Here is a 16459-nt window from a genome sequence, read left to right as displayed (position 1 = left end):
GAACAACCGAGTTCGGTAGAGTTCGGTCATTATTCTCAATGAGTCTTTAATTATGGATTCGCGTTTCGTTCATTTGCGTGTGCATACTGAATTTTCGATGGTGGATGGTTTAGTGCGCATTACGCCTCTCATGGAATCTTTGCCAAATAAGGGAATGAATGCGATAGCAATCACTGATTACTGTAATCTTTTTGCGGCTGTTAAAGTGTATACAGCTGCGGTTGAACTGGGAATTAAGCCTATCATAGGCAGCGACCTACCTTGTCATGCTCCGGACACCCCTGAACAGATAACCTCCCTTGTTTTGTTATGTCAAAACGATATTGGCTATCGTAACTTAACCTGCTTGGTCTCAAAAGCGTACCAAGAAGGCCAATACCAAGGTCAACCTCGAGTTCAGTATGGGTGGATAGCCGAACATGCTGAAGGATTAATTGCTTTATCCGGAGGACGTTTGGGTGCGATAGGAAGAGCTTTGTTAGCAGAGGATGAACCAACAGCTTATAAATTGGCCCAGTCCTTTATGACGATGTTTCCCAATCGTTTTTATCTAGAGATACAAAGAACAGGACGAGCAGATGAAATTGAATATAACCAGCAGGTGGTGCGTCTGGCCGAGGAATTGAATTTACCCTTAGTTGCCACCAATGATGTGCGTTTCTTGCATAAGGATGACTTTGAAGCTCACGAAGCTCGGGTCTGCATCCATGAAGGGTACACTTTGGCTGATCCTAGGCGAAATCACAATTACAGTGCTGAACAATATCTGCGATCAACCGATGAAATGGTCGAATTGTTTCAAGATCTTCCGCAAGCACTGGAAAATACCGTACAAATTGCCAAGCGTTGTACGGTTAAGCTTGAACTTGGCAATAATTATCTTCCCAAATTCCCCATCCCTGAAGGCTCAACGGTAGAACATTATTTATCACAATTATCCAAACAGGGGTTGGAGGAGCGCTTACACCAAATCTTTCACGACCGTTCTTTGGAGGCTATTAAAAGCTTACGAGAGCCCTATGATAAAAGGTTACAGGTGGAACTGGATGTGATTAACACAATGGGTTTCCCTGGCTATTTTCTTATCGTCGCGGATTTTATTCAATGGGCAAAACAAAATGGGGTTCCTGTAGGTCCTGGAAGGGGTTCAGGTGCTGGTTCGCTTGTGGCCTATGCTTTAAAGATAACCGATCTGGATCCTTTGCAGTATGAGTTGCTTTTTGAGCGCTTTTTAAATCCTGAGCGGGTGTCGATGCCAGACTTTGATATCGATTTTTGTATGGAAGGCCGAGATAGGGTAATTGACTATGTTGCCGAAAAATATGGCCGTCAAAGCGTTTCCCAGATTATCACTTTTGGTACCATGGCTGCTAAAGCAGTAGTGCGTGATGTTGGACGTGTTTTGGGACATCCTTACGGGTTTGTGGATAAAATAGCTAAATTGATCCCGTTTGAAATAGGGATGACGTTAGGCAAGGCGCTTGAGGAAGAGGAAGAATTAAAGCGTCGCTATCAAGAAGAAGACGATGTTAAGGAATTGATTGATTTAGCTTTAAAGCTGGAAGGTATTACCCGTAACGCAGGAAAACACGCAGGAGGGGTGGTGATTGCCCCTTCAAAACTAACCGATTTCACGGCCATTTATTGTGAAGAGGGCTCCACACAGTTGGTGAGTCAATTTGATAAAGATGATGTTGAAGCGGCCGGCTTGGTTAAATTTGATTTTTTAGGGCTGCGCACGCTGACCATTATTGATTGGGCATTAAAAATCATTAATAGCCAAAGGGTCAAAGCCGGTGAAAAAACAATTGATATCGCTCTTCTGCCCACCAATGATGAACGAACGTTTGAGTTATTGCAAGCATGTCAAACCACGGCCGTTTTCCAGTTAGAGTCGCGAGGCATGAAAGAATTAATTCATCGACTGCAACCGGATTGCTTTGAAGACATTATCGCTTTAGTTGCTCTTTTTAGACCTGGTCCATTGCAGTCTGGGATGGTGGATGATTTTATCGATCGAAAACATGGAAGATCTAAAGTTGAGTACCCACACCCTGATCTGGAACCCATTTTAAAACCCACTTATGGTGTCATTCTTTATCAAGAACAAGTCATGCAGATTGCTCAGGTTTTAGCAAATTACACGCTGGGTGGTGCCGATTTGTTACGGCGAGCAATGGGTAAGAAAAAGCCAGAAGAAATGGCGAAGCAAAGGGCAATTTTTACTGAGGGTGCAACGGCACGTGGCGTTGATGAGCAAACGGCAACCCATATTTTTGATCTCATGGAGAAATTCGCTGGTTATGGTTTCAATAAATCTCACTCAGCGGCTTATGCCTTGGTTGCTTATCAAACGGCGTGGTTAAAAGCTCACTACCCTGCTGCATTCATGGCGGCAGTGATGTCTTCCGATATGGATAACACAGACAAGATAGTGACTTTTATCGATGAATGTGTACAAATGCAATTGCAAGTGTTACCTCCGAACATCAATCAATCCAGTTATCAGTTTACCGTCGCTGATGATAAAACCATCCTCTACGGATTAGGAGCAATTAAAGGGGTTGGAGAGGCAGCTATTAATTCCATTATTGCAGAGAGAGCAGCAAGAGGTTCTTTCTCTGGGCTATTCAGCTTTTGCCAGCGAATGGATCTGCGCAAGGTAAATCGTCGGGTTTTAGAAGCATTGATCAAAAGTGGGGCAATGGATTGTTGGGGGGTAGAGCGTTCGGTGTTGTTTGGCTCTCTGGAGAAAGCGTTAAAAATAGCGGATAAAGCCCATCAAAATCAACACAGTGGTCAAACGGATTTATTCGCTTTGCTCGAAGACCATTCTAGTCATGAAGAAGACTATTTAGGAGCAAAGCCGTGGCCGGAAATGATCCGATTAAACGGAGAAAAGGAAACGCTAGGACTTTATCTTAGTGGACATCCAGCAAATCAATATTGCAAGGAATTTAAAACGTTTATTACTCCCATCGCACAACTTAATCCAGCTACCACCAAAAAGGCTTGCATTTGTGGGTTGGTACTTTCGCTGCGACGTGTGATGACAAAACGGGGTAAAAAATTAATTATCTTGAGTTTAGAAGATACCACGAATAAGTTGGATGTTGTTGTTTTCTCCGAAGTTTATGAGGCACAACGAGCGCAAGTCCTAGTCGGTCAAATGCTTGTTGTTGAAGGGGAAATTACCCCCGATGAATACAGCGGTGGAGTTAAAATGGCCGCTAGTCAACTCTATAGTATTGACGAAGCTCGCACACGATTTGCCAAATGCATCGCTATCGATTTAGCACCCACAGATAATGCGGTGCTCCCTTCCTTACAATCAATATTACAAGCGAATCGTGGTGAATGTGTGGTACAAGTGCGCTATTCAGGAGCGACAGTGCGTGCCAGTTTAAATTTGGGATCGCAATGGCGAGTTAAACCAAGTGACGAGTTACTCATGGTTCTTGGCGATCTGCTGGGGCATCACAAGGTAAATTTAAATTATTAACATCGAGTGGATAAAAATAGCTAGCCCTCACTTTTTTCGTAAGGGCTAGCTAATAAGCAATGCACTTAGGCAAACAGGATATCATTAATATTATTTATGGCGACACCAACCAGGGTTACAGAGTTGTTTGCATCAAAATTGACAACGGTATTGCCATTATCAATGAGCCATGATTGTACTTGTACATCCTGAAGAGTAAGGTGCTCACCAAGGGAGAGCTCAAAATTATGTATCTCATCCCTACCGGAGTTGGCACCAAAAACGAACTCATCAAGACCGCCACCGCCGTTTAAGAGATCATCTCCAGCTCCACCGGTTAGAGTATCAGTACCATCACCACCTACTAATTCATCATTGCCATCACCACCCACCAGGTTATCGTTACCTTGTCCACCATTAAGGGTATTGTTTTTATTGTTACCAACAATGTTATCATTAAAATGAGTACCGATAATTTCTTCGGTGCCAGTAATAGTCATGCTTGCATTATTACTTACCAAGACTCCGTCACCATTGACATTATAATTGGCCCCCGTACTTAGATTGCTTAGATCAAGAATGTCATGATCCTGATCATCGGCTCTATCTCCCATGAGAGCAGTATTATTGGATTGAGCGCTCATACTTGTAATGGTCAAGTAATCATTCGCCTCCGATAGTCTTAACTCATTAAAGCCTATAAGAACATGTGGATTTGACAACGCTACGTTATCAATTCCTTCTTGAAGAAAAATAGTGTTCTGGAAAAGACCACCGACATCCCAAGATACATTGAGTTCAGCGTGATCAGGATTGTTTTCATCTGTACTAGCTATAGAAGAGAAATCGGCAATACCTGTGGCTCCGGTTTGATTTTCTAGAAAGACAAAGGGTTCAAGAATTCCACTACCATCTGCTACTGGGATTGCGGCATCTCGAAGACCAGTAATGTTGGCTGTAACACCGTTGATTGGGTCAGCAGCCGTATCACTGAGAGTAATTTTTAATTCACCCAGGAGTTGTAGGCCTTGTGTTGCTATCAAAGCTGCAATTAGCGCATATTCAATCGCTGTAGCATTAAATGCATAGGAACCTTCGGCGAAATCCAATTGAGCAACATTATCACCGTTGGGTCCGGTATTATTGAATTCCATCTGCAGATTGATTTTCTGAATTTGTGCGCTCGTTGGCAAAGCATTGGGAGGATAAGCTTCGTAAGCGATACCAACGTTTGTTTGGCCTGTGCCTTCAATCATTTTTATTGTGCTTATTGGGTTTTGCGTGTAATCATTAGCTGTTGCAGCGAGGATAAAGTTATAGTTTCCACCTTGATCCAGGACAAAATTAGCTTCCTCTGTATCAATACGGAACGTGTCAGCATCCGTGATAGTCATGCTGTGGCCCTGAGCGTCGGTTAATACGCCTGTACTAGCGGTATATGTAGCACCTGCAACATCCACAAGATCGACGACGTCATTATCCGCACCATCCGCTCTTTCACCTAAATCGATGACAATATCACCATTCAAATTAGGAGCTATTAATTCGAGATCAGAGATCACTAAAGTGTCATTTGCATCAGATAGTTTTAGTTCATTAAAACCTGCGAGGATATGGGTATTTGATACGAATGTATTATTGAGTTCCTCCTGTAAACGAAACACATTTCGACCCAAAATGGTGCTGCCACCGTCCCAGTTTACAAAAAGCCCAGCGTGAGCAGGGTTGTTTTCATCTGTACTGGCCACAGAAGTTAAATCAGCAATCCCCCTGACACCGGTTTGATTGTCAACAATGATAAAAGGTTCAAACGTTCCATCACCATCTGCTACCGGGATTGATGCGTCTCGAAGACCAGTAATATTAGCTGTAACACCGGTGATCGGATCAGCAGCAGTGTCAGTCAAAGTGATCTTTAACTCACCTAAGAGTTGCAGGCCTTGTTGAGCTATCAAAGCTGCAATCAGTGCATATTCAATCGCTGTAGCATTAAAAGCGTAAGATCCTTCAGCGAAATTCAATTGAGCTACATTACTGCCATTGGGTCCAGCATTATTGAATTCCATCTGCAGATTGAGCTTCTGAATTTGCGCGCTCGTTGGTAAAGCATTGGGAGGATAAGCTTCATAGGTGACACCTACGTTTGTTTGGCCTGTGCCTTCAATCATTTTTATTGTGCTTATTGGATTTTGCGTGTAATCATTGGCTGTTGCAGCGAGAATAAAGTTATAGTTTCCACCTTGATCCAGGACAAAATTGGCTCCTTCTGTATCAATGCGAAACGTGTCAGCGTTTGTGATAGTCATGCTGTGACCCTGAGCGTCTGTTAATACGCCTGTACTAGCGGTATATGTAGCACCTGCAACATCCACAAGATCGACGATGTCATTATCTGCACCATCCGCTCTTTCACCTAAATCGATGACAATCTCACCATTCAAATTAGGAGCTATTAACTCGAGATCAGAGATCGCCAGAGTGTCATTTGCATCAGATAGTTTTAGTTCATTAAAACCTGCGAGAATATGTAAGTTTGATGCTGGTGCATTATTAAGTGTCTCAGATAAGAAAAACATGTTTCGTCCTGCAGCGGTAAAGCCACCAGCCCAGTCTACATTAAGCCCAGCATGAGCAGGGTTGTTTCCATCTGTACTATCCACAAAGGTCAAATCAGCAACTCCCCTGGCACCAGTCTGATTATCAACAATGATAAATGGTTCAAATGTTCCATCACCATCGACTACCGGAATTGAGACATCTCGAAGACCAGTGATTTTGGCTGTAACGCCACTAATTGGATCAGCAGCGGTGTCACTGAGGGTAATCTTTAACTCACCTAGCAGCTGTTGAGATATCAAAGCAGCAATCAGTGCATATTCGATCGCTGTAGCATTAAATGCATAGGAACCTTCTGCGAAGTTTAATTGAGCTACATTATCGGCATTGGGTCCAGTATTATTAAACTCCATCTGCAGATTGATTTTCTGAATTTGCGCGCTCGTTGGCAAAGCATTGGGAGGATAAGCTTCATAAGCGATACCAACATTTGTTTGGCCTGTGCCCTCAATCATTTTTATTGTGCTTATTGGATTTTGTGTGTAATCATTGGCTGTTGCAGCGAGGATAAAGTTATAGTTTCCACCTTGATCCAGGACAAAATTAGCTCCTTCGGTATCAATACGAAACGTTTCAGCATTAGCGATGGTCATCGCATTTCCCTGAGCGTCTGTTAACACGCCTGTACTAGCGGTATATGTGGCATCCTCAACTTCTGCGACATCGACTAGGTCATTGTCCGAACCATCCACTTTCTCACCCAGATCCACATCAAGCCCATCAATCAAATTGTGAGCGATTAAACTATCATCATGTTCGTCAGTGGTGATCGTTTGTACGCTAGGACTTTGCAGAATATCATTAACGTAAATATCGGAGCCAGCCAGTTCAATAACACTAGGTTCTGTAAAGGTAGCATCTGGGTCAGGAGCGACGGCTGCTGTAGCAGCAGAGGTCAAACTTTCAGCACTGTCATATTGATCCGCATAACTAACTTGGACGGTGATAACTTTCCCTATGTCCGCATAAACTAGGGTATAGTTGGCTGCATTTGCTCCGGCAATAGCAACACCATCCGCATACCATTGATAAGAAAATTCTCCCAGACCATCTAAATCCGCTACTGTGCTGGTATCAGCAACCAGGGTTTCATTTTCCTTGGCTTCGCCAACAATAACGACGGCCCCAGTAACTGGATCATTGACATTGGCGACAGCTGCTGTGGCAGCAGAGGTCAAACTTTCGGCACTGCCATATTGGTCCACATAATTAATTTGTACAGTGATGACTTTTCCAATTTCCGCAGCGGTTAAGGTATAGTTAGCTGCATTTGCCCCGGCAATGGCAACACCATTTGCATACCATTGGTAAGCAAATTCTCCCAGTCCATCTATATCTGCTACTGTGCTGGTATCGGCGACCAAAGTTTCATATTCTTTCGCTTCACCAACTATTGTTACGGCACCGGTAACCACATCATTGACATTAGCAACTGCTGCTGTTGCATCTGAGGTTAGGACAACTGTATTACCATTGACGTCAGTATACGTCAGCGATAGGGTAATTACCTTACCCACGTCATCTTGAGTTAGGGTATAACTGTCTTGTGTGGCGTTAGTGATGGCTTGATTATCTGCTAACCATTGGAAAGAAAATCCTGAGCCATCATCAAAATCAACATTAGTTAAATCTGCAGATAATGTTTCATTTTGTGCCGCCACACCATTAATAACGACACTATCGGGATCAAGATCGATTCCAAATTTGTCAGCGAGTTTTTGGATAACGCTTAAGAGTGCTTGTTGAGCTTTACCAGATAATTTTTCAGCCAAGTCTATCAATTTCTCAAGCAGAGCGAGTATGATTTGAGAGTGCATTGCCGTCTCCGATTACAACAATAAGTCACAACTTTACTTATGACCCTGCTGCTTTCCTTAGGCAAATTTCTCCTTATTGTAGTGGCGGGATAAGAAACCCTAATTGTACAATTTTAGCACATTTATTGGCTTGCAATGGTATCTCGGGATTTTTTTACTCTTCACGAAATGCATTACGAAAACTATCTCTAATAGGCGCGATGAGATAATCAAAAGCGGTTCTTTTTTCGGTAATTATCATGACTTGCACAGGCATTCCGGGATAGAGAGACACATGAGGTAGTTTCGCCAACTCATCCTTATTTAATGCAATGCGTGCCTTATAGAATTTTTTATGGGTGGCTTCATCTTCGAAGATATCAGCCGAAACATGAATTACTGTCCCTTCAAGGGTGGGCGTATATCGTTGTTTATAAGCGATTAAATGAACTTTTGCCGGTAAACCCGGTCGAACAGTGTTGATATCAAGAGGGTCTATTTCCGCTTCTATGATTAATTTATCTTCAGAAGGAATAATATCCAGAATATCCTGACCTGGGCTAATCACACCACCAATGGTATGTTTTTTTAAGCCGATTACCGTACCTGTTTGTGGTGCAAGGATGAGGGTTCTCTTAAGAACGTCTTCGGCTGCTTTTAATTTTTCCCACAGGTCGGCTAATTTTTGTTGCGTGTCACGTAATTCTTCAAGTAATTCTTTGCGACGGTTCTCTTCTAGAGTATAAATTTGAGATTTGGTTTCACCGATGGCCTGATGCGTTTTGGCAATTTGTCCCAAATGCTCTCCTCGGTTACCAATTAGTCTTGCTGCCTCGCGTTTTAGAGCCAGCAAACGAGGACGATCAATCAGTTTACGTGCTTCCAAATAGGCAACTGCTTCAATCTCTTCATTGATTAGCTTTAATTGTTCAGTTTCAGAAGTTACTTGTGCCTGCAGACTGGCTATTTCTTGGTTAAATTTATCTATGCGTTGGTTAAGAACCTTGTTTTGACCTTCGAAGGTGTTTTCATTGGCTGTGAACAAATTTTCTTGACCAGCAATAATTTTTTTTACTTTTGGATTGTTTGCGACCTTCATTAATTCATCTGGGAAATCAATTTTTGGTTTATTGTTTAATTCGGTAAAAATACGTGCCTCTGCGGCTAGATTCTCCCAAACTTGACCTTGGAGTACCTCCAAAGAAGCTTTGGCCTGCGTATCGTCTAGTTTGATAAGAGGAGTATTTTGTCTCACCACAGAACCTTCTGTAATGTAAATTTTGGCTATAATCCCACCTTCCAGATGTTGAATTGTTTTGTGTTGATATTCGACGATAAATTTACCTTCAGATACTGCGGCTGAATCCAATGGGAAGAAAACGGACCAGACGAAAAAACCCCCTATAAAAACAAGTAAAATGACTAAACCAAAGATCATCGGTACTGTGATAATTGGTTTTTCTGCTACAGGTGGCAGTTGATGAGACAGTTTATCCATGACTAATACCTTCTTGCGGTTTGGGCATAGAGGTTTTTGCGAGCTCGCGTAATTTCGCTAAAATTTGATCCCGTGGTCCTGAGAATTGCACCTTACCTTCATTAAGGACAATGATGGTGTCGACAAAACGAATGATACTGGGACGATGAGCGATGATGATCACCGTGACTCCGCGTTTTTTCAAAGTCTCCAGAGCATTAATGAGCGCATTTTCTCCTTCGCCGTCGAGATTAGAGTTTGGTTCATCGAACACGACCAATTGTGGATCCTTATACAAAGCCCTGGCCAAGGCGATGCGTTGTCGCTGTCCTCCTGATATTTGAAATCCTTCGCGGTGGATCAACGTATCGTAGCCATTACCGAGACGCAAAATCATATCGTGACAGCCTGCGAGTTGCGCAGCTTTTATAACTGCAGCGTCATCCACCTCTCCCATACGCGCAATATTGTCTTTCACCGTGCCGGCAAATAACTCGATGTCTTGTGGTAGATAACCAACATGCTGGCCAAAATCATCACGCTCCCATTGGTAAACATCGGCATTATCAAGTCTTACTGTACCAGAGCTTGGTTTTAATATGCCGACAATAAGCCGAGCAAGCGTTGATTTCCCTGCCGCTGATGCACCAATCAGGGCGACCATTTCACCTACTCTAATTTGCTGGTTGACATTATTGATAATAAATTTTTGTAGGTTTGGGGGAGAGTAGTATACGTTTTCAATAGAGATAGCCCCCTTAGGTTTAGGCAACCTTAAGCCAGAAGTTCTGCCGGAATTAAATAAGAAGTGAGGTTCAAGACGCTTTTTCGCTAATTGGAAGCTTTGAAACTGCTTCCAGGCAGCAATGGCCTGTTCTACAGGCGCAAGTGCACGCGACATCAAGATTGATGCTGCAATCATCATACCTGAAGTGATCTCATGAGTGAGTACAAGATAGGCACCTGCACCCAGGATTAAAATCTGTAAACTAAGGCGAAGAAACTTACTGAAGGATAAAATATTGCCTGATATTTGGCTTGATTTGGTTTGAAATAAAAGAACTTTTTCGTTATTTGCATACCATTGCTTTATTAAGGGAATTGACATTCCCATCGCCTGAATAACTTCAGCATTACGCAAAGTGGCTGTTGTTTCAAGATTATTGCTAATGGCTATGTCATTTGCTTTTTCTAATGCTTTGTTCGTTGCTAATTCATTAATCAAAGCACAAGCAAATAAAATAATAGCGCCTATAGTTGAACAAATACCGAGGATAGGATCGATTAAGAAAATAACAAGAAGATAAATCGGAACCCAAGGCGCATCAAAAAAAGTAAAAATAGAACTACCCCCCAAAAACTGACGTATGGTGGCTATATCACGTAATGTTTGTTCAGGATAGGGGTTACCTTGTAAGAGCTGATCCGGGCTCATTGCTAAGGCGACAGGAGTAACTTTCCTATCAAACCAGGTACTGATATGAATAAGGATATGTGTACGAACGGCATCTAATAAACTTAGAGCTAGCAAGGCAAGAACAGCGATCAAAGTTAAATAAAATAATGTTTCGTAACTGTGGCTAGATAGAACCCGATCAAAAATCTGCATCATGTAAATAGGCACGGTCAACATGAGGATATTGATAAAGAGACTAAAAAAACCGACATACAGGTAAGCGCTTTTACTGGATTGAAAAGTCTCTTTTAATAAACCTTGTGGTTGTTTTTTTGCCATTAGAATCAATAGAAGCCAATATGTAATTAACTATAGTTCACGTGATGATAATCTTCTAACCGAGTGCGATTAAACTGTGATTGGGAAAGGTATAGAAGATCCCTGGCTGCAAGCAGCCAGGCTACGCATCCTAACTGTAGTTCATGTGATGATAATCTTCTTACCTCTTTTTTTGCGAGCGGCCATAAGCTAACATGTCATAAAAAGTGCTAATGGATTGTAATAATGGTTTTTTTTTCAAGAATGGTAATGTTGTGTACATTGACCTGCCTGCTTGTAAGCACTGTTAGCTTTGGTGCTCGTAACGAGAAGAATATTTATAGAAATTTTTGGATGCCAAAGTATCATGGCGAACGTTTGAATTACTGTAGTTTTGATGGGAAAGAATGTGGACTAAAGTTAGCGACACGCTATTGTAAGCTCATGGGCTATGCCTATGCTGATCAGCAAGTGATTGATAATAATGTTGGATTGACGAATTACCTTTTCTGCAATGCACGCTGTAAAGGTTGGCGCTGCAATGGTTTTAAAACCATCCGCTGTGTTGCTAAAATGTCACATACTCCTCCTAAAACTTGGCATTACCGCTTAAGACGTTTTGTCTATCCCCGTTTTAATAATTATCGTGTTGCTTGGTGTTATGATGGTCGTCATGGATGTGGTCGCAAAGCGGCATTTTCTTTTTGTCGTCGCATGGGCTATTTGAATGTGAAGAACTTCGAGATACAGAAAAACATCGCTGCGACAAAGGCGATAGGTAATCAAAAGCTATGCTTTGGTGTTCTGTGTAATGCTTTTACCTACATCGATTGCTATCGTTAAATCAAGAATGTTTACCAAACTGTGCCATCTCTTCGGGTCACTGCCGTTAAGTTAAGCAATTTCGAATCCCCGCGGCATCGACCGCGGGGTCCATCATGTCAGTCTTGACATGGATGCCGTGGTCAAGCCACGGTAATTCAGCTTTTTTGGATTTATCAAATTAAACTTAAGATCGAGTTTTATGACGCTTATAAAAAATTTCGTCATTTATTTGACAGGGTCTGACTCGGTAACCAATACTCAAATTAGATAAGATGGACACGTAGTAGGGATAGGGTTATGGACCGCAATGAAGCCATTCTCATCATCGATGATAATGAAGAACGTCGTCATAAGCTCAGTACCATTTTAAATTTTGTTGGTGAAGACGGTCTCCTTGCAAATTATGCTGACTGGCGTAGTTTTCCTTACAAAAATGCGCACGCGATTTTAATCGGGGCGAAGCTTTCGCATGAAGATACCTTGGAATTTCTGGCTGAGGTAAGAAGTATTGCTCCGAAATTACCCATTATTCTTGTTGATGCCCCGCTGCCAGAGACCTATTATGCTTCCGCTAATGTTCTGGCTTGCCTTGGTTTTCCCTTCAGTTATGCGCAAATGCTTGAAGCTCTGCACAAATGTCAGATTGCACATGAAACGGCGTTGGCTGAGGAGAACAATAAAAAGCGCACTCCCTTATTTCGTAGTTTAGTAGGCAATAGCGAGGCAATTCGTCAGGTTCGCAAACTTATCGCACAAGTAGCAGATACTGAAGCCAGTGTTCTCATTCTTGGGGAATCTGGAACGGGTAAGGAAGTTATAGCAAGAAATATCCATGCTTTTTCTTCACGCTATAATAGACCGTTTATTCCTATTAACTGTGGTGCCATTCCTCCTGAATTATTGGAAAGTGAATTATTTGGCCATGAGAAAGGAGCTTTCACTGGAGCAATTACCTCCCGACAAGGCCGTTTTGAATTAGCCCATGGTGGCACCTTATTTCTTGATGAGATCGGTGATATGCCTTTAGCAATGCAGGTAAAGTTACTGCGTGTGCTACAAGAACGCTGTTTTGAACGCGTAGGAAGCAATAAGAGTATCGAAGTGAATGTGAGAATCATTGCCGCTACTCATCGAAATCTTGAAAAAGCCATCGAAGAAGGGAAGTTTCGTGAAGACCTTTTCTACCGTTTAAATGTTTTTCCTATTGATATGCCACCTTTACGGGCTCGACGCGAGGATCTGCCTTTACTAGTCAATGAGTTAATTTCAAGAATTGAAGGTGAAAATAGACCCAGTGTACGGCTGATGCCAGCAGCCCTTGAAGCTTTGAGTAGTTATGCATGGCCGGGTAATGTGCGTGAATTAGCAAACCTAGTAGAGCGTTTATCTATTTTATTCCCAAATGGCATCGTCGATGTGACTGATTTACCCCGCAGGTTTAGGAAAGATAGCAAAGCACTGCATCCAGGAAGCCTGCGTAGTGAGCGTGAGACTTTATTAGACATGCTAAATCCTGATTCAGTTCTAGGAGAGGAAGGGATTGATCTAAAAGAGTATTTGGTGAAGACAGAGCTAGCACTCATCAGTCAGGCATTGCATGAATCGGATTGGGTAGTGGCCCATGCAGCTAATTATTTAAACATGCGGCGTACTACGTTGGTTGAAAAGATGCGCAAATACGGATTAATACGCCCCCAACGTGCTTAATACATTCTGTAAGGAAATCCCTATTAGACCTCTTTCCAAACCTCGCACTTCGCTCTCCTCAGCGAGTTTGGAAAGAGGTCTATTATTCGGGCATTTTTGTTTCGGGGGGGGCTTCTTTCTTCTCTTTAGCAGACTTTGTTTTTTTGGTGGTAGCTACAGTTGCTACTTCTTCTTCTCCTGTTTCAGGTGATTTTTTGGTTGTAGTTATAATGACCTCTTCATCTTTCTTGGTGCTTTCAGGTTTGGAGGTCGTTACATCTTGAGCCTCTTGTTCACGTTTTTTCTTATAATCGGAAATAATTTCAGTAACACTTTGCTTTACATCTTTAAAAAGCTTGCCCGCCATGGAGGTTATTTCCTTAAAATCGGGTAATTTTGATTTGAGGTCGCTCATCATTAACTCCCTGTTAATATTTTTTGCTGTGATTTTTATTAATTATATCTCGACTTTAGCTATTTTAGTAAATAATCAAGTTCGAAATGAACTAAACTTGGGAACTGTGATCATCTGGGCTTTGTAAATCCATGTCATTCATTACGATAATAGATGAAATTAAATATTGGTCCATCATGCGTGGGACCATTGTCCTTTTGCCTTTTGCCTACCTTTTTTTGCTAACAAAGAACCCCCTTTGGCTACAATCATCCATTCTGACTATGTCAACCTTGATCATTGAGGAAAAACTTAAATTCACTGTTTTGGGTGTTCTTTTGCATGGTTTGGCGATAATTTTGGGCTTCTATTTATTGCTGCTTATGGAGGGCTACCCCGTTTTCTTTGTTTTTACGTGCGCTCTGTTTGCGTCTTCTATTATTTGGATTACTACGAAGGGAGATAAGTTACGATCACTTGCGAGTTGGTGTTTTATCCCTGCACTTTTTTTGGCTACTGAAATGAGAGAAACAGCGAACACTGCCACCCCGTCAGCGTTTTTATTCTACCTTTTTAGTGCTTTGCTACCAACGCTGGGGCTTGCAATAATCGATCAACTCAAATGGGTCTTAAAAGAAGGGGAAAAATATTATCCATTGCAATTATCGGTGTTGAATAATTTTGGTGAGCGAGGCTCTTATTTAGATAGCGTCATGGCCATGATCTTGGCTGTGGGTTTTTCGACATTTTTAGTTGAATTTTTTCAACTGGGTAACCCACAATGGATGATCTGGGGAGCTGCAAGTGTGGTGACGGGAAATATTCTGACCACGCCAACAAAATTCAGGCAACGTTTACAAGGCGTTTTGACGGGAGTGCCTCTGGGCATCCTTCTAGGACAATTTATCCCCAATACACCATTTGATTTAACGCTAATAACTTTTTTTATTTTTTTAACCCTGATTGGCTTTCATCGTTATGTCGTCGCTTATTTCTTACGTTGCACCGCCGTAGCCATAGCCGCCGTTGTTATCAGCAATTCAACAATTATTGCTTTTGAACGCATCACCCATGTGATCCTAGGCGGCCTGATTGGTTTGGCGTTTGTCATGATTTGTCATGTGGTGGTTGGAAGAGATGACTAAGCCCACGGATGAAGCAACTTCATCACTGGTTTCATCAGCTTTTCCACCAACGATTTTTTGCCATGAACAGTAATTTTAAAGGTATTAAAATCAGCCATTTTTTCAGTAAGATAATCATCACTTGTACTCAATTCATCAACGAGCTTTAAATCAAAGGCATCTTTAGCTAGCCAATGTTCGCCCGTAGAAACGTGATCGATATCTAATTGTGGTCGGTTTGCCAAAACATAGGCTCTGAATACTTGATGAATATTTTCCAGCTCTTCTTGAAATTTCTTTCGTCCCTTCTCTGTGTTTTCTGCAAATAGGGTCAAGGTGCGTTTATATTCGCCAGCGGTTAACAATTCAATGTCAATATCATTCTTCTTAAGCCAACGGTGGAAATTGGGAAGCTGGGCGACGACACCAATAGAACCAATGATGGCAAAAGGAGCGGCAATAATTTTATTGGCCACACAAGCCATTAAATATCCTCCGCTTGCGGCCATCTTATCAATACAAACGGTTAGTGGTATTTTTTTATTTCGAATGCGCTGTAATTGCGAGGCGGCTAAGCCATAAGCATTCACAGCACCTCCTGGGCTTTCCAGACGAACGACAATCTCATCCTTTTCTTCCGCAATAGAGAGAATGGCGGTGATCGCTTCGCGAAGTTCCTCGGCTTGGCTGGCTTTAATGTCGCCATGAAAATCAACCACATAAAGTGAGGCCTTTTCATCCTTGCTTTTCTTCTTTTTCTCCGCTTTTTTGTTTTTTATATCATGCGCCATGCGCTGCTTTGTTTCGTCATATTGTTTATTGAGTGAGGTTATCTCAAGCTTGGGCTTAGCCTTACGGCTCAAGACTATAATGCCTGCGACAGCCAACAATAAAGCAATCACTAGGGTCAACGCTTTTAAGAGAAACAAACCATATTCCGAGAGAAATTCCATCATTCACCTTAACTGCCAATTACAGAAAATACACGATTATGCGCATGATGGCTTTGAGGTGCAAGTGCTTCCAATCAGCTTCATTGAAAAATAGGAAATGAGGTTACTTTTTGAGATATCGATAATAGATAATAAGCCAGGTGACTGTGCCGCATGTGAGAAAACTTAACAAAATCCCACCTGCTAAAAGATAATCGTGGTTAATGAGACCATGCAATAAGGTAAATAACTGAATCACATTAAAACCGGCAAAGGTCAACAATGAAACTTCTTTGGTGGATTTGCATTGCAAGAGTGCTTTGATTTGGGGCAAAAAAAGCAGGGAGTTTACTAAAAGACTGATTGAAAAGGCCAATTCTATCAGTAAAACCATTTTAAATCCTTTTTTAGCTA

10 protein-coding genes are annotated in these 16459 nt (G+C 41.9%); 4 read left to right on the top strand and 6 right to left on the bottom strand.

Features of this window, described 5'->3' with window-relative positions:
- The first annotated feature begins 52 nt into the window (after positions 1-52).
- Complete coding sequence (gene dnaE / locus CKV79_RS08265; protein WP_028374289.1) at positions 53-3502, top strand: DNA polymerase III subunit alpha; 3450 nt, start codon at positions 53-55, stop codon at positions 3500-3502.
- A 65-nt stretch (positions 3503-3567) separates the two neighbouring features.
- Here the strand turns inward: dnaE and CKV79_RS13830 are convergent, their stop codons facing one another.
- The 3 genes from CKV79_RS13830 to CKV79_RS08250 form a co-directional block, all read right to left on the bottom strand.
- Positions 3568-7914, bottom strand: coding sequence for a beta strand repeat-containing protein (locus tag CKV79_RS13830; RefSeq protein WP_028374290.1), 4347 nt, complete (start codon positions 7912-7914; stop codon positions 3568-3570).
- A gap of 154 nt (positions 7915-8068) precedes the next feature.
- Positions 8069-9391, bottom strand: a complete 1323-nt coding sequence (locus CKV79_RS08255) for an HlyD family type I secretion periplasmic adaptor subunit (protein WP_051546303.1) — start codon at positions 9389-9391, stop codon at positions 8069-8071.
- Entirely contained in the window at positions 9384-11105 is a 1722-nt protein-coding gene (locus CKV79_RS08250; protein ID WP_051546306.1) for a type I secretion system permease/ATPase, read from the bottom strand. The genes CKV79_RS08255 and CKV79_RS08250 overlap by 8 nt, the downstream gene beginning before the upstream one ends.
- 333 nt (positions 11106-11438) lie before the next feature.
- Between CKV79_RS08250 and CKV79_RS08245 the strand changes: the two genes are divergently transcribed.
- Positions 11439-11927 carry a hypothetical protein gene (locus tag CKV79_RS08245; RefSeq protein ID WP_231950073.1) on the top strand — a complete coding sequence of 163 codons (489 nt, stop codon included), beginning with the start codon at positions 11439-11441 and terminating at the stop codon, positions 11925-11927.
- 279 nt (positions 11928-12206) lie between these two features.
- Positions 12207-13616, top strand: a complete 1410-nt coding sequence (locus CKV79_RS08240; protein WP_028374292.1) for a sigma-54 dependent transcriptional regulator — start codon at positions 12207-12209, stop codon at positions 13614-13616.
- A gap of 82 nt (positions 13617-13698) precedes the next feature.
- Here CKV79_RS08240 and CKV79_RS13825 read toward each other — a convergent pair whose 3' ends face one another.
- A complete protein-coding gene (locus CKV79_RS13825; protein ID WP_169837463.1) occupies positions 13699-13962 on the bottom strand; it encodes a hypothetical protein in 264 nt (87 codons plus the stop codon).
- A 179-nt stretch (positions 13963-14141) separates the two neighbouring features.
- On the opposite strand from CKV79_RS13825, the gene CKV79_RS08230 reads away from it, so the two are divergent.
- A complete protein-coding gene (locus CKV79_RS08230; protein ID WP_028374294.1) occupies positions 14142-15134 on the top strand; it encodes an FUSC family protein in 993 nt (330 codons plus the stop codon).
- Here the strand turns inward: CKV79_RS08230 and sohB are convergent.
- Positions 15131-16066, bottom strand: a complete 936-nt coding sequence (gene sohB, locus CKV79_RS08225; RefSeq protein WP_028374295.1) for a protease SohB — start codon at positions 16064-16066, stop codon at positions 15131-15133. The genes CKV79_RS08230 and sohB overlap by 4 nt on opposite strands.
- 103 nt (positions 16067-16169) lie before the next feature.
- On the bottom strand, positions 16170-16439 hold the full coding sequence (locus CKV79_RS08220) for a PQ-loop domain-containing transporter (RefSeq protein WP_028374296.1): 270 nt from the start codon (positions 16437-16439) through the stop codon (positions 16170-16172).
- Positions 16440-16459: the final 20 nt, after the last annotated feature.

This window comes from Legionella lansingensis, from assembly GCF_900187355.1.
In the GTDB taxonomy this organism is placed as follows: Bacteria; Pseudomonadota; Gammaproteobacteria; order Legionellales; family Legionellaceae; genus Tatlockia; species Tatlockia lansingensis.
Note: the sequence above shows the minus strand (reverse complement) of the source record. Positions and strands in the feature narration are given on the sequence as shown.